Below are 17,994 nucleotides of genomic sequence, written 5' to 3'. Positions count from 1 at the left end.
GATCGGGGTATTTTTTATGTGGCCAGTATATGGTTACTTTGAATGGTCAACCACAAGTATTTTTATCATGAGTTCACCAATCTATTTACTGTTAATATGCCTGAGCGCCCTGGTGGCCTTGGGCTACCTGATTCAGAAGCAGTCCAGTTTTCAGAAATCGGAAGTCTTGTTGCTGATTTGTCTGATATTGGTATTCATTTTTGAGACACTGAACCAATTTCTAATTACTAAAGCCATCAACAAAAACATCATGTATACCCTGAGCTGGTTTTATGTGGTGCCGGCTATCCTGACCTACTATTTTTCCCAGCAGCTACCTATCTTAAGAAATAGGGTGCTGGTCATAGGCATCATGATACTGATGCTGCTCATCCCGAGCATGTGTATAGACTGGCAAACGGATGTGAATCACCACATGCACTATATCAACTACCTTCCTCTCTGGACGCTAGTATTGATCCTGGCAGGAAAGTCTTTGTATAAAAACCTCACCTCACAGGAATTTGCAGATCAAAACCTGTTGTCCATATCCAATTTTTGGGTGAGCATAGGGGTAATCATCTTTTATTTGGAGAGTATATTTATGTTGGGGATCCTGTATATGTATCCACAGGCAGAAATCTCCCTGATTCAGACTACATTGAGTTTCAGCCATTCCCTGGGCGGATTGATGCTTTTGATCATAGGCATGTCCTTATTTGCCCCTACCCTCTTTGCCAAAACCTATAAATTTTCCTGATCATCATGGAGAATTAAAATATCCTTAATAAATTAGAACACCTTATACCTAAAACCATGAAACTTGAAGAACTAAAAAAGTTATCCGCCAATTACAGAAAAGAAGTAGGTATCGGCAAACCTGCTACGAACAGGGAGGGCAAAGTAATCACTGAGCAATCCCGATCGATATGGTTTGATAGGCACACCATCGAAAAGCTGCTTGCCCAGACTGACGAAAAAAAGGGGGGGCTAAAGATATTCTTTGCTGAATATGGAAATGACTACCTAGAGGAAAGCGGCCATGACTATACAGGTCAACTTACCGTGGTATTGGCCGCCTCCAACGATAATGAGGATCCTACTAAGGATGAGCAAATAGAGAATGGGGGCCAGCTTTGTCCACCCCACTGTGGAGGCGACATTTAATCGAATTGCCCATGGATTTATATAATACTTTCATTTTCATTTCATTTCTCATTACCATTCCGGTTTTTTTCTTAAAAAAGAACAACTATGAGCCTATCCATAGGCTATTCTTCTTCATTATTGGGTTGGTGTTGATATTAGAAATGACTGGGTATTATTTAAAAATCAGGTCAATAAACAATTCCTTATTATACAATATAGCATTTGTATACATTGAAAGCCTTTTGATTTTACTATATTTCACCTTAATATCAGAGGATGCAAAATTTAGAAAAGCAGTAAGGTTTTCAATGTTAGGATTTATTTTATGGGGTATTGCTAACACACTTTTTTTCCAAGATATAACATCCGTTTTTCATACCTATTCCTATTCGATAATTAGTCTTATAATAATTGGATGTTGTGTTAAGTTTTTTATAGATGTAATTTTGCAAGGTCAATATGAAAATCAGAACATTTTTGGAATTCCTCATATATGGATCGTAAGCGGAATTTTAATTTTTTATAGTTCTACGGCCATTTATTTTAGCTCTATCCAGGTTTTGTATGAGATGAATAAAGAGCTATTTTTAAATTTACGAGCAGTGGTAAGGTTCCTAAGCGCCACCTCTTATCTCATATTCGCCTTTTCCTTCTACACGCCGTATATTTTCAAAGAAAAGACTATTGCATCCAGAAGATGAATTCCCCTACAACTTTCGAAGTTTACATAATTATTCTTGCGGGAATCTCAATTACGTTAATTCTGGCCATGTGCATCATCTTCATGGTAATATTCCACCGCCAAAAACAGCTTAAAAACAAACAGCAGGTGGCATTATTACAAGCAGAATACGAGCATACTATATTGAGGGTGGAAAAGGAGATGCAAGAACAGACCTTGGAGTACATTGGTCAAGAGCTACATGATAACATTGGGCAGATGCTATCCCTGGCCAAGCTGAACTTAAACCAGGGCGGGCCCGAGCAGGTTTTTGAATCCAAAAAACTGCTCACACAGGCCATCAAAGAAGTGCGAAGCCTATCCAAAGCACTCAACCTAAGCTGGATCGAAGGGATTGGCGTTAAGGATTTTATAGAAAAGGAATTGGAAAAGATCGAGAAGACCGGATTTTGCCAAACAAAACTCGAATATGATACCCCGCTGGATGACCTGCCTCAGGATCACAAGCTTGTACTGGCGCGCCTAACCCAGGAATGTCTCAACAATGCCATCAAACATGCCCAGCCCAGTCTGCTAAAGATAAAGATTGAAAGCAGCCAGGACAATATGCAACTGGAAATCAGCGACGACGGGCTTGGCTTCGACACTTCCCAGGCCAGCCAGGGCATGGGGCTGCACCATATCGAAAGCCGCATGAAAAGCATAGGCGGGAAAGCCCAAATAGACTCCTTTCCCGGAAGAGGAACCTCCATCAAACTTATTTTGCCAAATTGATTCTTTACCCTTAAATTGGGTAAGAATTTAAAATAAGAAATCATGATCAGGATAGTGCTGGCAGACGACCATAAAATGTTTGCCAAAGGGATAGCGGGTTTGTTGGAGAAGGATGAGGAAATCCAAGTGGATGGAATATTCCAAAACGGACTGGAAGTGCTAAACCATCTGAAGGAATATAGGCCCCAGCCGCATATGGTACTCACTGATCTCAACATGCCCGGCATGGACGGCATGAACCTGATCAAAAACATCCGTAAAACCTGTCAGCGCTGCAAGATCATCGTGCTCTCCATGTATGATGATGAGGAAATATTCAAAGCCTGTGTAAAAGAGGGTATTGATGCCTATATACTCAAGGATGCGGATCCGGATGAGTTGGTGTATACCATCTATGAAGTGGTAGAAAACCGCCACATCCTCCACTACCCCAATGTGCTCAAGCAGGCCAGCGAAGAAATTTATCTGGATGTGTATAAGGAAAAATTCAAGCTTTCACGTCGGGAAACCGAGATTCTGAAGTTCATCGTGGTGGAGGGCCTGGCCAATAAGGACATCGCCGACAAGCTCTGCCTCAGCGTACACACCATAGAGGCCCACCGCAAAAAAATCCACCAAAAACTAGAGGTCAACAACGCCACGGAACTGATTAAGAAAGGTTTGGAGATGAATTTGTAAAAAAAAATCCCTGTGTGTAGGGGTGAAAAATTTTTCACCCCTACACACAGGGATTTCGTATTTAAAACTTCGCGCTATAATTTGGCGCTTCGCGGGTGATGTTTACATCGTGGGGGTGGGATTCGCGGACACCGGCAGCGGTGATTTTCACAAACTTGCCGTTTTTCTGCAGATCATCAATAGACTGCGTGCCACAGTAACCCATACCGGCCTGAAGCCCTCCCACCAATTGGTAAAGCACTTCCTGCACAAGTCCCTTGAAGGCCACACGGCCCACAATTCCTTCTGGAACAAGCTTCTTGATATTGTCTTCGGCATCTTGGAAGTAGCGGTCTTTGGAGCCCGATTCCATGGCTTCCAAAGAGCCCATCCCGCGGTAAGACTTGAATTTTCTTCCTTCATAGATGATCATCTCCCCTGGAGCCTCTTCGGTTCCGGCTAGCAATGACCCGACCATGATGGCATCAGCACCTGCGGCAATGGCTTTGACCACATCACCTGAATAGCGGATCCCGCCATCGGCTATTACAGCCACGCCTTTTCCTTTAAGTGCCTCGGCACATTCAAATACCGCGGATAGCTGGGGTACACCCACTCCGGCGATTACCCTGGTGGTACAGATACTTCCCGGGCCTACGCCAACTTTTACCGCATCAGCGCCGGCTTCGGCCAAAGCTACGGCCGCTTCCGGAGTGGCGATATTGCCAACAATCACGTCAAGTTCTGGGAATTTGTCTTTGATCTTTTTGCAGGTTTCGATCACTCCTTTGGAATGTCCGTGGGCGGTATCAATACTTACCACGTCCACTCCTGCATTTTTGAGAGCCTCCACGCGGGATTCGATATCAGCAGTCACGCCTACGGCCGCCCCTACTCTCAACCTGCCATACTCATCCTTACAGGCGTTAGGCTTGTCTTTTCTCTTAAGGATATCCTTGTAGGTGATCAAGCCCAAAAGCTTGTTATCCTCATCAATGATGGGAAGTTTCTCGATTTTATACTCCTGAAGGATTTCCTCAGCCTGCTCCAGGGTGATCCCGCCCTTGGCTGTCACGAGGTTTTCGGAAGTCATGATATCTTTGATCAGGCGGTTGGGATCCTTGATAAAGCGAAGGTCACGGTTGGTGATGATTCCCATAAGCTCGCGGTTTTCATTGATCACCGGGATGCCACCGATCTTGTGTTCGCTCATGATGGCCTCAGCGTCTCTCACTTTGGCTTCAATATCAAGGGTGACGGGATCCAGAATCATCCCACTTTGGGATCTTTTCACCTTGCGGACCTGTGCGGCCTGCTGCTCGATGCTCATATTTTTGTGGATGAAGCCTAGTCCCCCTTCCAAAGCGATGGCAATGGCCAGTTCAGCTTCGGTCACGGTGTCCATGGCCGCAGACACCAACGGAATGTTGAGTCTGATGTTTTTGGTAAGTTGGGTGGAGGTGTTGGTGTCGCGTGGTAGTACTTCTGAGTAACCCGGCACAAGAAGCACGTCATCGTAGGTGAGCGCTTCAAAGAGGAATTTATCTGAGTTTCGATTCATAGCAAATATTGGTTAGGTAACCCTATTTGCCCGTCAAATATACAAACTTTTTTATATCCGAATCAAATTCCCAAAAAATAAATCAGAAGATTTTTATCTGAAAGGCAGGGTATTGGAGGGATTGTTTGGTAGGTTTGTGTACTAGGTACTAGGTACAAAGTACTAAGATTTCAAGGGCACCAGGTCAAAAGGGACACAGACCTGCCTGCGCAGGCAGGGTAACTCAGAGTTCTAATGGAGTTTCGCCGAGCTTGCCTTTGCTGCAAGCAGGCCTGTCTGTCGACAAAGGCAGGTTTTCATCCTTCGCGGACAATTAATGCAATAAAATTATAACTTGGCGCGACTTCTTTTGAACTTTGTGCGACTTAGTGAGCATTTCTCCAGTTATTTCAATTCATAAATATCAAAGGCATGCCCGCTAGAGCTTGGAGGAAAGTGACTAGGGAGAGTAATCCGTACACCAATGCAAAAATAATCACCGGTCGAATTTTATCCTTGCTTGCAAACCAGGCAAACAGGGGTATTGCCTGCAGGGCATGCAGACCAAGGAAGTGGGCCACCCTAAGGTCTCCGTACTGATATGCCCAGTTGAGGAAAAACCAGCCGGGTTGCCCATCTTCGGCTCCGATGGTGTGCCCCAAGTTTGATACCATAACAAACCCCTCCAGGCTGGCAAGGATAAAGATCGCCATCCCCAGTTGGATTGCCAGTTTATAGCCCCGGGGAAGGCCCTGGGCTTTACGAAATAGGACAAACGCCCATAATACCAACAGGGTGTTTACCACAATCGCCATCCCCATCAGGGAAAACAGCAAACCATCAAAGGGGGAGGAAACGTTGAAATGGGAAAGCTTGCCCATGCTGGCCTGACCTGCTATAATCAGTATTTCTAGCCCCATCACCGCTATTATCCCAATCGAGATGAGCCTCACTTTTTTGGGAGAGGGAATATAGGCCATGTACCAGGCCAGGGTCATTACGAATATTGCAATGGAAATAAAAAACTTCATGGGCTTCACCCATACATTCACGCCAAGGAGCATGCGGTGATCAAACATCGAAATGGCCAGCACCGCCAAAAAACCCAAACCATTGGCTACCCCAAAGGTCACCAGAAGCGGATTTCTCACATACAGTTCTCGAAAGAAATTTGCGGTTGTTTTGTATTTCAGGGTGTACATGCGTTTATTTTTTGGGTACTATGTACTAGGTACTAGGTACTATGTACAAAGACATTTTAAATCAGGCGTTATTCTTAGCCATTCAGCATCATTGTGACCAATTCTTTCCTTCTTACGACTCCTTTTAATATTGGTGTCCTTCGTGACCCATTTTTCTTCAATAAACCTTTGCGCCCTCGCGCCTTAGTGGCCTTTTTTTTTCGACTTCCTTTTAACTTAGTGCGACTTCGTGACCCATTTATCTTCAATAAACCTTAGCGCCCTCGCGCCTTAGTGGCCTTTTTTTTTCGACTTCCTTTTAACTTAGTGCGACTTCGTGACCCATTTTTCTTCAATAAACCGTTGCGCCCTCGCGCCATAGTGGCCATTTTTTTTCGACTTCTTTTTAACTTAGTGCGACTTCGTGACCCATTTTTCTTCAATAAACCTTTGCGCCCTCGTGCCTTAGTGGCCATTTTTTTTCGACTTCTTTTTAACTTAGTACGACTTCGTGACCCATTGTTTCCTCACTCTAACCTAGCGCCTTTGGGTCTTTGTGGCCATTTTTTAAAGAAATCCCTTCATGCGACTTCTTTTTATCTCAGTGCGACTTCGTGACCCCTTTTTCTTCAATAAACCTTTGCGCCCTCGTGCCTTAGTGGCCATTTTTTTTCGACTTCTTTTTAACTTAGTGCGACTTCGTGACCCCTTTTTCTTCAATAAACCTTTGCGCCCTCGTGCCTTTGTGGCCCATTTTTTTATTTAAGGAGCAAAGTCCGTCGACTTAGCAAATGGATACTGAACCACCTCCCCTGCTTTCAGCGCTCTGATCACCAGATACAGCAGCAAACCCACAGGGCCAAGCATAAAGGTCAGGAAAAGGCAGGGAAGCAGCAGCCAGCGGTTAATTTTACGGTAATGGGCATCCTTGGCTACCCACATGCCCACAAAAAGGTCGAAGGCAAGGTAATGCACCCAGCCGCCCAGCAATGCATAATCATCCTGGAAAAGCATGCGGACCTCCCTGAGGCTGTTAAATCCTCCTTCGGCCCCTCCGGTAAACCCAACACTGATATAATAAAGGTAGACCGCGGCCAAAAATACGATGACCCCCGAAAAAAGTGAGGGGTAGACCCAATGGGTATGATAAAAAGCAAACAGCAACACCCAGCTCAACAGAGCCACAGCATTGACAATGGTAAACATCATCTCGAGGTCCATATTTATCTGAATTTTAAATAAATATAGACATTTATTGTACTATGTACAAGGTACAAAGTACTAAGATACAGTCCATTTTTCAACGCTTAATTCTGTGCCTCAACTTGGCCTGAACCACTATACTTAGTACCTAGTACATTGTACTTAGTACAATCACTTTTTCTTCAACCTAGCTATATAAAACCCATCAAATCCACTCTCATGGGCCAAAACCTTCTCATCGCTAATCAACTCGAAGCCTTTTCCTTTTTCACTGTTGAGGAATTTCTCCACTTGCAGCTGGTTTTCGGTAGGGAGGATGCTGCAGGTGGCATAGACCATCATTCCCCCAGGCTTGAGCATACTGGAATAATCCTGGATGATCTCCTGCTGCACTTCCTGAACCTTGGAAATAGACTCAGGGGTGAGTTTCCATTTGGTGTCCGGATTACGCTTCAACACCCCCAAACCTGAGCAAGGCACATCCAAAAGCAACCTGTCTGCAGACTCCGCCAATCGCTTGATGGTTTTGTTGCTTTCTATGACTCTTGGCTCTATGATGCTTACTCCAGCCCTTCTGGCCCTCAGCTTGGTGTTTTTCAGTTTCCACTCCTCAATATCCATGGAAAGGATCCTGCCCTTATTTTCCATGAGCGCGGCCAGATGAAGGGATTTGCCCCCCGCACCCGCGCAGGCATCAATCACCCGCATGCCCGGCTCCACCTCCAAAGCAGAGGCTACCAACTGGGAAGAGGCATCCTGCACTTCGAAAAGCCCTTCTTTGAAAGCAGGGTGTCTAAAAATATTTTGCCTTTTGGCCAACACGAGAGCGTCACGGTAGCCTTTTGGAGCATAGGTTTCCACCCCGTCTTCCCCAAGTCGGTTCATCAGATCCTCCTTGGTGGTCTTAAGGGAGTTGGCACGGATCACCACTTGGGCTTGCTGGTTGAGGGTATCGAGTTCCTCATCCCATTTATCCCCGAGCAGGTTTTCGCCCATCTCATCCATCCAGTCTGGAATGGACTGCAGGATGGCCCTTTCGCGGATAGTGTCGTAATTATATTTTATTCTGGAGGCATCCACTCCTTCAAACTCCCTCCATGGTGGCAAGGTGTTGCCCTGCATGAGCCAGTAGGTAGCGAAAAGATGAAAAATATCATCTGATGGGCTCACCTCATTGATTAGCCTCCACCAGCGGACCATCTCATATACGCTTTCGGCAATGAATCCCCTGTCCCTTGCCCCCCACTTGGGATTGGACTTTAGGGTTTTTTCAATGACTTTATCCGCATATTTGTTGTTGAAGAAGATCTCATCAAGGGCATTTACCACACCGTAAACCGTGTTGGAGTGAAGTTTCATATATATTTTTAAATTTTAATCCACAAAGATAATCATTTCATATGGGCTTATGGTTCAATTTGAAAGGATAAGAAACCTATCGGGTATATTTCTTGCTTCAGGGTATGGTTTAAAAGAAAAGGTTAATTTTGTGATATGGGAGAAAAAAGATGTCCACACTGCGGAAAATGGTCCGATTGGAACCAAAAACTGGAAGACCCCTGTGATCACTGCGGCAAGCCACTGGGTGGAGAAGACCTTGAGCACAGAAACAGGGATCGCCAGAAGGCTCAGGAGCGCGCTGAAAGCTGGATTTTTTATATTCGCGAAGATGACAGTGACTTTGTCAAATTCTGGAAGAAAGTCGGCAATACCTTCTACATCATCTACATGTCCATCCTTTCCTTTATTGCTTGGCTGATTGCCGCTTTGCCCGGCTGATGAGCGTATTTAAAAACCCTTTTTTCATTGTCTGCTGCATCCTGTTTTGGGTAAACCAATACTTGGAAAAAGTGCAGGGAATATTTATCCCGTATGTGCATGCTTATTTGGATGATCTTTTGGCCATGCCGGTGGTGCTGGGACTCACACTGCAGGCTTTCCGCTGGTTTCATTCATTAAAGGCCAAGTTCGTTTTCACCAAAACCCAAATAGCAGTGGCTGTACTGTATTTCAGTCTGATCTTCGAAGTCATTCTCCCGATGCGGTCCGAAGTATATACCAGGGACTGGTGGGATGTGCTGATGTATGCGATCGGGGCAGTGGGGTTTTATTTTTGGATTAATAGGGGAAATAAAGAAATAAAAGATCCTATTCATTGAGCCCCAAATACTCTTCAGGACTTAATATCTTAAAAACAGAGTTTTTAAAATCCTTTTTATTTCTAGTTAAAATGGCTTTTAAATCAAAAACATTTAGAGCAGCTGCCTCTTGAAGACCTTCTTCAAAGTCAGCAAAATCTCCATCTAAAGCTTTCTTAATTTCCTCCTTACCAACATTAAGAACATGAATGGTATCAATCAATTCTTGTAAAATCTTTACTGCCTTTTTATGCCCTAATGTCTTTCTGGATATATAATAAATATTATTGAAACTTAATGAAGAAGCATAAAAATTGACATTGCCCTTTTCGGACAAGATAAAAAGCTGATCCATATAGTTCGAAAAAGGCTCCCTATTTAACAAAAAATCCAGAATAACATCTGTATCCAAAAAAATATTATCCATGTTTTTTGAAAATTTCCTCTTCTATGGTTTTCTTGTAGTCCACATCCTCACTATTTTTAAGTATCCCTTTTAAAGACCTTATCCCTTTTTGAGAAGAAGGCTTATGTTCCTGATTTTTGGCTAATTTAACCAAATAGGTTTCCACGATTTCTGAAAGGTTAATACCCTTCTCAGAAGCATATTTTTCCGCTCCCTCAATCACTGACTTTTTTATGGATAGCGTTAATTTCATGTTCACATCATCGTATATAAAGCTATAACACAAATAAGTTACAAAAAAATTCTTTTATTGAAAGCACAATTGTTTAAGTAAATTTGCGAACAAATCCAACAAAGAGCTGTGCCATCCTCCAAAGAACTCTTCCTAGAATCAGTTACCGAACTTTCCTCCACCTATCCCAAACAGGAGGCGGAAAGCCTTGTTTTTTGGCTGTTTGAACACTTTTTCAATTTCAGGAGAATGGAAGTTTTGCAGGACAAATCCATACAAGATGATAAAGCCTCCTTTTTGGAAGCCTTGCAAAAAGTGAAGCAGGAAGTTCCCATCCAGTACATTCTCGGAAAGGCCCCTTTCTACGGTCGGGAATTTAAGGTCACACCAGCCGTGCTGATCCCAAGAAATGAAACGGAGGAACTGGTACACCTGATCCTGAAGGAAAACCGCCTACCGGCTCCAAAGATCCTGGACATAGGCACCGGAACCGGCTGCATTCCCATCACCCTGGCCTTGGAAATCCCAGAGGCTAAAGTATTTGGTCTCGATGTGAGCCATGAGGCGCTGAAAGTTGCCATGGAAAATGCAATGCTGCTAGATGCCGCGGTTGATTTTCACCAAGCGGATATTTTATCGGCCGACATCCCCTATCCCGATCTGGACATCCTGGTGAGCAATCCTCCCTATGTCCGGGAACTTGAAAAAGCCCAGATGCAGGCTAACGTTTTATCCCACGAACCGCACCTGGCCCTGTTTGTAAGCGATGAAGACCCACTGATTTTTTACAGAACAATAGCCGAAAAAGGCTTGAAAGTCTTAAAGCCGGGGGGAACTCTTTATTTTGAGATCAATGAGGCTTTTGGTCAGGAGACCAAGGAATTGATGGGAGCGTTAGGCTATGAGAAGGTAAGTATCTATCAAGACCTCAATGGAAAAGACAGGATTGTCTACGGTTGTACGCCCTGAAGTTCCCCAACCCAAAACAGGTCCTTGGCTTTCAACTCCACCATGCCCTCCTCCACTTCGACGAAGGTGGCATGCTTGATCTGAATCAGTTCGCTGCCCTCAGCATTTACCATCTCCACAAAGGAATCCTCAGCAGCATGAAGCTGCAGCGAGCCGGTTGAAAAGTATTTCTTTAACCTTCCTCCCTTCACCGGAAAATACCGCATAGGCCCATCCCAGATCACGATATTCAAAAACTCCAGTTTGTCCAAGAGACTAAAAACCTTCAGGTGGTCATACCCCAAGATGTTCACCGCAGAATGCTTGGAAGCGACCAGGTATTGTAGGCCTTCTTCCAGATACTTGCCTTCTTTGGCAGTCATAAACCTTACCGGGTACTGCTCTTCAAGCAGATGGATGTTTTCCTTTTGAAATCCTATAGAGGCTAAAATGAGATCTATTTTTATCCCCAAAGAAATGACCTTTTCGACGGTTTCTTCCGTAACCGCCACAGTAGGCACCCACTCCAACAATGGCGCTATAGTATCATAATCCAAACCTTCAAGGCCAAGTATGACCAATGCCGGCTCCTGATTTTCCTTTACAAAATGATGTGATGACATGGTAGTGTTGGTTGATGGTTGATCATGGTCCACAGTCGACCATCGACTGTGGACTATGCATCTTATTTCCAAACTGATTTAAAGAACCTCTGGGCATTTTTATAGGCCAGTTTTTCAAGCTGTTCACCGCTTAGATCACTCTTTAAGCTTTCCAGGACAGATGGGTATTTGGAGGCATCTTCCACCAGCGGGTAATAGAATGGATGCCTGCTCTTGTCGGGGAAATCTTTGGTGTAAAAGAAGTCCGCACCGAAGCAGATGCAGTCTTCTGCCCCAATGGCAAACCCGTGCTTGATGTGGTCAAAAATCCGCTCGGGAACGGCATTGTCCAAAAATGCCCTCAAAAAATTTACCCCTATAATCCCTTTCCTATGAATGATTTCCTTGGCAAATTCATCCGTTAAATTTCTTCTGTGGTCCCAGATGGCCCTGAAATTTGAATGGCTGGCAATTACCGGCACGTCCAGCTGCTTGACGGTAATGTGTTCCAAAATCCCTTGAGCCAACCAATCTGAGGTATGGGAAAGGTCAATGGCGATCTGCTTGCCGGAAATATAATCAAGCAACCTTCTGCCGTCGTCTTTCAGCCCCACTTCGGTATAATTCCCCCCGCCAAAGCGGTTTTCGGTATGGTGGGTAAGGGAAATATAGGCCAGTCGGCCGGTATTGGCTATGATATTGTCCAATTGGGTATAAATGGCCGTCCAATCGGCATTTTCATCTCCCAGCCCAGCAGCATTTTCAATGGCGCAAACGGCCCCAATTTTCGACTCATTCCCTAGGGAGGCCAAAAAGTCCCTGTCCGCCAGGCAAACGTCATCCTGATGCATATTGAGCATAGCCTTGAACTTGCCCACCTGCTTGGTGGCTACCTCCATGCTCCCAGGCGCCACGTCCGTGTAGATGGCCATGACCTGCAGCTTCACGTTTCCCTCCTTGAGAAAGGGAATTCCGCAGGCAATATCCCTGCTCTGGGGATCGGCATTTGGCACTTTGGCCAAGTAGGAAAGCAGGTCACAGTGGGTGTCAATTATAGGGTAGCTCATTTTGAGGGATTTTAGTCTGATAACAAATTAAGGCAAAAACTGAGAGAAATTTTATACATTTATTGTTTGATTTCAAAGCAAAAAAGAATCCAAACCATGGCATTACCCCAGCCCATCAATTTCCAAAAATGGATAGACGACCATCGCCACCTGCTCAAACCACCCGTGGGCAACCGGCAGGTTTTTCATGACAACAAAGACTTTATCGTCATGGTGGTAGGTGGGCCAAATTCCCGAAAAGACTACCACTACAACGAAGGCGAGGAGGTATTCTACCAAATCGAAGGGGACATCACCCTGAAGGTCATTGATGAGGGCGAGCCCAGGGACATCATCATCAAAGAGGGTGAGATGTTCTTGCTTCCGGGAAAAGTACCCCACAGCCCCCGCCGGCCGGCCAATACCGTAGGATTGGTTTTTGAACGCTACCGAAGGCCCGGCGAACTCGACGGGTTCATCTGGCACTGCGAAAACTGCGGCCACAAACTTTACGAGGAATATGCCGAAATCACCGACATCGTAAATCAGCTTCCACCCATCATGGAAAGGTTCTGGTCAAATCCGGAACTTACTACCTGCTCCAACTGTGGGGAGCAACTCAAGAAATAACCCTAAAAAACCATCAATCATGCAATACCAAAACACCGAAGCTTTTGCCAAGGAAATGGACGAAAAGGACCCGCTAAGGTCCTTCCGTGACAAATTCTTATTTCCGGAGGTAAACGGACAGCAGGCCATCTATTTCTGCGGCAACTCTCTGGGCCTACAGCCCAAATCCGCCATCAGCTATATTCAGGAGGAAATGGACCGTTGGGCCAGAATGGCCGTGGATGGCCATTTTCACGGGGAGTCCCCTTGGTACAGCATCCGCAAGAAATCCAAACCCATGCTGGCCAACATCCTGGGGACAAAGGAGCATGAGGTAGTGGCCATGAACAACCTGAGCAGCAACCTCCACTTTTTGATGGTAAGCTTCTACCAGCCCACCCACAAGAAATTCAAGGTGCTGACTGAAGCGGGATCTTTTCCATCGGATATCTACATGCTGGAAACCCAGGTGAAATTCCATGGGTATAAGCCCGAAGAGGCCATTATTGAAATCAGCCCCCGCGAAGGGGAGCATACCCTTAGGACTGAGGACATCCTTAGTGCAATTGAGGAGAATAAAAATGAACTGGCTTTGGTGATGATGGCCGGGTTGCAATATTACACCGGGCAGGTTTTTGACATAAGGAAAATCACCGAAGCAGGGCATGCAGCAGGAGCCCAGGTGGGTTTTGACCTTGCCCATGCGGCTGGAAACATCCCGCTAAAGCTGCATGATTGGGACGTGGACTTTGCCACATGGTGCAGCTACAAATACATGAATTCCGGTCCGGGCAACATCTCGGGGATTTTTGTCAATGAGCGCCACGCAAACAATCCCGACCTGCCAAGGTTTGCCGGATGGTGGGGTCACGATGAGGAGGAGCGCTTCAAGATGGAAAAAGGCTTCAAGCCCATGTACGGGGCAGATGGGTGGCAGCTTTCCAACACCAACGTGCTGGCACTGGCAGCCCACCAGGCCTCACTGGATATCTTTGAGGAAGCCGGAATGGAGAAGCTAAGACAGAAAAGTGAACTATTGACAGGATACCTGGAGTTCTTAATCGAAAGTATCAGCGGGGACAGCGGCATTTTGGAAATAATAACACCAAAAAGCCCGAAAGAAAGAGGCTGTCAGTTATCTTTGCTGGTTCATAAAGGCGGAAAGGCTGTCTTTGACGAGCTGTATGCCCATGGAATAGTCGGCGACTGGAGGCATCCCAACGTGATACGCATAGCCCCTGCCCCGCTGTACAACAGCTTTGAGGACGTATACAAATTCGCTCAAAGACTGGAACTAGCATTGAAGAAATTCGCTTAAAGCGATAGAAAGAGGAGATTGAATGGAAAATAACAATATTAGCATCTTAGGTGCGGGATTGATCGGCTCGTTACTGGGCATATTCTTAAGAAAAAGAGGTTTGGACGTATCTATCTTTGAAAAAAGAGAGGACCGCCGTCACCAGCTTTATAAAGAAGAGGGCAGATCCATCAACATGGCATTGAGCGACAGGGGCTGGAAAGCCCTGGAAAAGGTCGGTCTGAAAGACAAGATCAAGGATTTGGCCATTCCCATGTATGGCCGCCGCATCCACGATGAGCATGGCAACACCACTTTCCAGCAGTACGGAAAGGACGGGGAGGCCATCTATTCCATCTCCAGGGGCAAGTTCAACCAAATCTTGGTGGATGAGGCCGAAAAAGTTGGGGTCCAGCTAAACTTTGAGCACAAATGCGAGGATGTCAACATTTACAAAAAGCAGATCAAGTTTTCCCTGCCCAAATGGGAGGCCAAGAAACATCAGGCCAATGTGATCATCGGCGCTGATGGAGCTTATTCTGCTTTGAGAAGTTCCATGCAGAAGCAGGAAAGGTTCGACTTTAGCCAGCATTACATTTCCCATGGCTACAAGGAACTGAGCATTCCACCGACTGCCGAGGGTGAGTTTGCCATGGACCCAAATGCGCTCCATATTTGGCCGAGGGGCAAATTTATGCTCATCGCACTTCCCAATCCCGACAAATCATTTACCTGCACACTATTCCTTCCTTTTGAAGGAACAAAGGTTTGCTTTGATAAAATCCATGACAAAAAGGATGTTGAAAGCGTTTTCAAGACGTATTTCAACGACGCCTACAACATGATGCCAACGCTGGGGGAGGATTTCTTCAAAAATCCGACTTCGGCACTTATTACCATCAATTGCTACCCTTGGGTCAAGAACCAGTGTTTGCTGATCGGAGACGCCAGCCACGCCATGGTGCCTTTCTATGGCCAAGGTATGAACTGCGGTTTTGAGGACTGCTATGTATTGGATGGGTTAATCGAAAAGTACGGCACCACTTCTTGGGAACTGATTTTCGAGAAGTTCCAGAAAATGAGAAAGCCTGACACGGATGCCATCAGCCAGTTAGCTTTGGAAAATTTCATTGAAATGCGGGATGCGGTATCCGATCCGAAATTCCTGATCCGGAAAAAAATCGAAGCCAGACTCCATGAGCTGTATCCGAAGGAGTGGATTCCGCTTTATACCATGGTGACGTTTTCGGATATCCCATATTCCGAGGCTTATGCCCAGGGAAAAATCCAGGACCGCATCATGAACAAAGTGATGGCTGATCCATTGATCACCCAAAACTGGGATAAACTCGACTATGAGGATATTATTGATCAGGTGGAAACGGCGAGGATGGTTTAAAATCTCCCATAAAAAAAATGTAAGTTTCTTTTTTTAAAAATTATTGGGTAATTTAATACGATGGGTACCAAGGAATTAATCAAAGAAATCAGCAAACTCCCGAAAGAAGAAAGGCTTTTCATCATAGAAAAGACACTTTCTGCAATTCGGAAAGAGGAAATTTCTTCTAAATTGAAAAAGGCTGCTAACCTTTTATATGAGGATTATTCCCATGACCCTGAATTAACTGCTTTTACAGCCTTAGATACTGAGGAATTTTATGAACCGAGGTGATATTTATTTAATCAACCTTGACCCCACAATAGGAGCTGAAATTAAGAAAACCAGGCCTTGCATAATTATCAGTAATGATGATCTAGGAAAATTACCATTAAAAATCATAGTCCCAATTACTGATTGGAAGGAGAGATATTCTTCAGCTCCCTGGATGGTTAAAATTATTCCCAATCAACTTAACTCTTTGAGTAAAATATCCACAGCTGATTGCTTTCAAATTAGATCTGTTTCCCAATCTAGACTTATAAGAAAAATAGGTGCAGTTAATGAAGATGTATTAGAGAAATTAAAGGCTAGTATATCAATCGTTTTGCAGCTATGACATTTCATTCACTGGTCTTTCTACAATTATTTATAATCATACTCATACCTCAGCTCCCCCAGATTATTCATCTGCCTCAGTATCCACTGCTGACGCTGGCGGTTATAACTGGTAGGTTTCGAGGGATTCCATCGTCTGGGGTTTGGCAAGACCGCTGCTATTAATGCAGCTTCCTGTCTGCTGAGTTGTGCCGCCGGTTTGCGAAAATATTCCTTCGCTGCGGCCTCTGCCCCATATATCCCCGGCCCCATTTCGATGACATTCACATACACTTCCAATATCCGTTTCTTTCCCCAGATAAATTCAATCAAAACCGTGAAATAAGCCTCCAATCCCTTTCGAAGATAGCTTCTCTCCGGCCATAAAAATACGTTTTTGGCCGTCTGCTGGGAAATGCTGCTTCCACCCCTGATACGTTTTCCCGACTTGTTGCTTTCAAAAGCCTTCTCGATGGCCTCCCTGTCAAATCCGGAATGGGTAAGGAACTTCTGGTCCTCTGCAGCCACTACGGCAAGGGGCAGCTCAGGGCAGATTTCTGAAAGAGGCTTCCAGTTATAGCTGAACTTTACCTGCCTGTTTTCATCGTTGTAGTCCTCCAGCATGCGGATCAGCATGAGCGGGGTCACCGGTACGGGCACAAATTTAAAAAGTACCACACCCCCTACGCTCAGCACCAAAAACCAAAACAGTAACCGGCTCATCAGCCGCAACAACCACTTGATCAATTTCATTATTTGAAAGCCGTGGCCTGTATGAACCTGTAAAAGAATATGGAATCCTCCTGTTCCCTGAGTTCATCCATAGCCTGTTGCATGGCGATCACCTCTTTTTCCGTGATCAGGTTTTCCTCCATCAGGTTTGGCGCGCCGCTGCTCATGAGGTTTTTCCAATAGGAAAACACCTTTCTTTTTTGATCTGCTTCCCTTTTGTCCAAATGAAACCCTCCGCTTCGGAGTTGTATGCCTTTATATCCGGCATCGGAAAGCATGCTTCCCAACTTGGCCCCGACTTCAGGGTCCCCTCCTATGCTGATTTGGTAATCGTTGTAGATTTTCCAATAATCCTGGATTTCTTTTCTTTCCGGGTAAGTATAAAATGTGCTGTTAAAAACCTCCGTTACCACCACCATGGCCCCGTCCCTCAGGCAAGGCTTCATGCTGGTCAATATTGCCTGGGGATTTTGCACATGCTCCAGTACCCAGCAAATGAAAGCTCCGTCAAACTCCTTCTCCAAACTAAGTTGGGTGGCATCCTGATGGATAAACTCCACTTTGTCGGTATCAAATCCGTGCTTTTCCAGGTTTTTGTAGGCCTTTTCGATCTGCTTGCTTTCATACTCCACGCCCGTGATGGAGAGGTGGGGAAATCTTTTCAGCAAAATTTCGGTCTGCGCTCCTACCCCGCTGCCTATTTCGAGAAGCCTGTTCACCTGGGAAAAGTCGATAAAGTCGAAAATCTGGTTTTCTATCACCTTTGCCTGCTCCACAAGTCGCTCCTGCTCTACTTCCTGGTAGCCGTGAATATATTTTGATGCCATGGAATAAATGAATTTAC

The 17,994-nt window shown here is 45.2% G+C and carries 22 protein-coding genes; 12 read left to right on the top strand and 10 right to left on the bottom strand.

Features of this window, described 5'->3' with window-relative positions; genetic code table 11:
* The first annotated feature begins 67 nt into the window (after nt 1-67).
* From KIH41_RS00920 to KIH41_RS00905, 4 genes are all read left to right on the top strand, one after another.
* The gene (locus KIH41_RS00920) at nt 68-739 is read left to right on the top strand and encodes a hypothetical protein (RefSeq protein WP_214161190.1); all 672 of its coding nucleotides are present in this window, start codon (nt 68-70) and stop codon (nt 737-739) included.
* 56 nt (nt 740-795) lie between these two features.
* Nucleotides 796-1,146, top strand: coding sequence for a hypothetical protein (locus KIH41_RS00915; protein ID WP_214161189.1), 351 nt, complete (start codon nt 796-798; stop codon nt 1,144-1,146).
* 811 nt (nt 1,147-1,957) lie between these two features.
* Nucleotides 1,958-2,584, top strand: a complete 627-nt coding sequence (locus KIH41_RS00910; protein ID WP_317194900.1) for a sensor histidine kinase — start codon at nt 1,958-1,960, stop codon at nt 2,582-2,584.
* A gap of 42 nt (nt 2,585-2,626) precedes the next feature.
* A complete protein-coding gene (locus KIH41_RS00905; RefSeq protein WP_213945224.1) occupies nt 2,627-3,262 on the top strand; it encodes a response regulator transcription factor in 636 nt (211 codons plus the stop codon).
* Between the two features lie 61 nt (nt 3,263-3,323).
* On the opposite strand, the gene guaB is transcribed toward KIH41_RS00905, so the two are convergent.
* The 4 genes from guaB to KIH41_RS00885 form a co-directional block, all read right to left on the bottom strand.
* Entirely contained in the window at nt 3,324-4,802 is a 1,479-nt protein-coding gene (gene guaB, locus KIH41_RS00900; protein WP_214161187.1) for an IMP dehydrogenase, read from the bottom strand.
* Nucleotides 4,803-5,191: 389 nt separating this feature from the next.
* Nucleotides 5,192-5,983 (bottom strand): hypothetical protein, encoded by a 792-nt coding sequence (locus KIH41_RS00895; RefSeq protein WP_214161186.1) that lies wholly within the window; start codon nt 5,981-5,983, stop codon nt 5,192-5,194.
* 741 nt (nt 5,984-6,724) lie between these two features.
* Nucleotides 6,725-7,183 (bottom strand): ABA4-like family protein, encoded by a 459-nt coding sequence (locus KIH41_RS00890; RefSeq protein WP_213945227.1) that lies wholly within the window; start codon nt 7,181-7,183, stop codon nt 6,725-6,727.
* Nucleotides 7,184-7,336: 153 nt separating this feature from the next.
* Complete coding sequence (locus KIH41_RS00885; protein WP_214161185.1) at nt 7,337-8,524, bottom strand: RsmB/NOP family class I SAM-dependent RNA methyltransferase; 1,188 nt, start codon at nt 8,522-8,524, stop codon at nt 7,337-7,339.
* Between the two features lie 135 nt (nt 8,525-8,659).
* Here KIH41_RS00885 and KIH41_RS00880 point away from each other — a divergent pair, with 135 nt between their 5' ends.
* Both KIH41_RS00880 and KIH41_RS00875 read left to right on the top strand, forming a co-directional pair.
* Complete coding sequence (locus KIH41_RS00880; RefSeq protein ID WP_213945229.1) at nt 8,660-8,944, top strand: hypothetical protein; 285 nt, start codon at nt 8,660-8,662, stop codon at nt 8,942-8,944.
* Complete coding sequence (locus KIH41_RS00875; RefSeq protein ID WP_213945230.1) at nt 8,944-9,324, top strand: magnesium citrate secondary transporter; 381 nt, start codon at nt 8,944-8,946, stop codon at nt 9,322-9,324. Before KIH41_RS00880 ends, KIH41_RS00875 begins: the two co-directional genes overlap by 1 nt.
* On the opposite strand, the gene KIH41_RS00870 is transcribed toward KIH41_RS00875, so the two are convergent.
* Both KIH41_RS00870 and KIH41_RS00865 read right to left on the bottom strand, forming a co-directional pair.
* A complete protein-coding gene (locus KIH41_RS00870; protein ID WP_214161184.1) occupies nt 9,314-9,730 on the bottom strand; it encodes a type II toxin-antitoxin system VapC family toxin in 417 nt (138 codons plus the stop codon). The two genes, KIH41_RS00875 and KIH41_RS00870, sit on opposite strands and share 11 nt — an antisense overlap.
* Nucleotides 9,723-9,962: a DUF6364 family protein gene (locus KIH41_RS00865; protein ID WP_246538901.1), complete on the bottom strand. Its 240-nt coding sequence runs from the start codon at nt 9,960-9,962 to the stop codon at nt 9,723-9,725. The genes KIH41_RS00870 and KIH41_RS00865 overlap by 8 nt, the downstream gene beginning before the upstream one ends.
* Before the next feature lie 108 nt (nt 9,963-10,070).
* Between KIH41_RS00865 and prmC the strand changes: the two genes are divergently transcribed.
* Entirely contained in the window at nt 10,071-10,910 is an 840-nt protein-coding gene (prmC, locus tag KIH41_RS00860) for a peptide chain release factor N(5)-glutamine methyltransferase (RefSeq protein WP_214161182.1), read from the top strand.
* On the opposite strand, the gene KIH41_RS00855 is transcribed toward prmC, so the two are convergent.
* Nucleotides 10,892-11,512, bottom strand: a complete 621-nt coding sequence (locus KIH41_RS00855; protein ID WP_214161181.1) for a thiamine pyrophosphokinase — start codon at nt 11,510-11,512, stop codon at nt 10,892-10,894. The genes prmC and KIH41_RS00855 overlap by 19 nt on opposite strands.
* A 62-nt stretch (nt 11,513-11,574) precedes the next feature.
* The gene (locus tag KIH41_RS00850) at nt 11,575-12,558 is read right to left on the bottom strand and encodes a dipeptidase (protein WP_213945235.1); all 984 of its coding nucleotides are present in this window, start codon (nt 12,556-12,558) and stop codon (nt 11,575-11,577) included.
* Between the two features lie 96 nt (nt 12,559-12,654).
* Between KIH41_RS00850 and KIH41_RS00845 the strand changes: the two genes are divergently transcribed.
* Genes KIH41_RS00845 through KIH41_RS00825 form a run of 5 tightly spaced genes read left to right on the top strand, consistent with a single transcriptional unit; the run spans nt 12,655 to nt 16,440 of the window.
* Entirely contained in the window at nt 12,655-13,167 is a 513-nt protein-coding gene (locus KIH41_RS00845; protein ID WP_214161180.1) for a 3-hydroxyanthranilate 3,4-dioxygenase, read from the top strand.
* Nucleotides 13,168-13,186: 19 nt separating this feature from the next.
* On the top strand, nt 13,187-14,464 hold the full coding sequence (gene kynU / locus KIH41_RS00840; RefSeq protein WP_214161179.1) for a kynureninase: 1,278 nt from the start codon (nt 13,187-13,189) through the stop codon (nt 14,462-14,464).
* Between the two features lie 22 nt (nt 14,465-14,486).
* Nucleotides 14,487-15,842 carry an FAD-dependent oxidoreductase gene (locus KIH41_RS00835; protein WP_213945238.1) on the top strand — a complete coding sequence of 452 codons (1,356 nt, stop codon included), beginning with the start codon at nt 14,487-14,489 and terminating at the stop codon, nt 15,840-15,842.
* A gap of 60 nt (nt 15,843-15,902) precedes the next feature.
* Nucleotides 15,903-16,115: a hypothetical protein gene (locus tag KIH41_RS00830; protein ID WP_214161178.1), complete on the top strand. Its 213-nt coding sequence runs from the start codon at nt 15,903-15,905 to the stop codon at nt 16,113-16,115.
* Entirely contained in the window at nt 16,102-16,440 is a 339-nt protein-coding gene (locus KIH41_RS00825) for a type II toxin-antitoxin system PemK/MazF family toxin (protein WP_214161177.1), read from the top strand. The genes KIH41_RS00830 and KIH41_RS00825 overlap by 14 nt, the downstream gene beginning before the upstream one ends.
* Nucleotides 16,441-16,466: 26 nt before the next feature.
* Here KIH41_RS00825 and mtgA read toward each other — a convergent pair whose 3' ends face one another.
* The gene (gene mtgA, locus KIH41_RS00820; RefSeq protein WP_214161176.1) at nt 16,467-17,171 is read right to left on the bottom strand and encodes a monofunctional biosynthetic peptidoglycan transglycosylase; all 705 of its coding nucleotides are present in this window, start codon (nt 17,169-17,171) and stop codon (nt 16,467-16,469) included.
* Nucleotides 17,171-17,977: a class I SAM-dependent methyltransferase gene (locus KIH41_RS00815; RefSeq protein WP_214161175.1), complete on the bottom strand. Its 807-nt coding sequence runs from the start codon at nt 17,975-17,977 to the stop codon at nt 17,171-17,173. Before KIH41_RS00815 ends, mtgA begins: the two co-directional genes overlap by 1 nt.
* Nucleotides 17,978-17,994 lie beyond the last annotated feature (17 nt).

The organism is Litoribacter ruber, assembly GCF_018500185.1.
GTDB classification, from domain to species: Bacteria; Bacteroidota; Bacteroidia; order Cytophagales; family Cyclobacteriaceae; genus Litoribacter; species Litoribacter ruber.
Note: the sequence above shows the minus strand (reverse complement) of the source record. Positions and strands in the feature narration are given on the sequence as shown.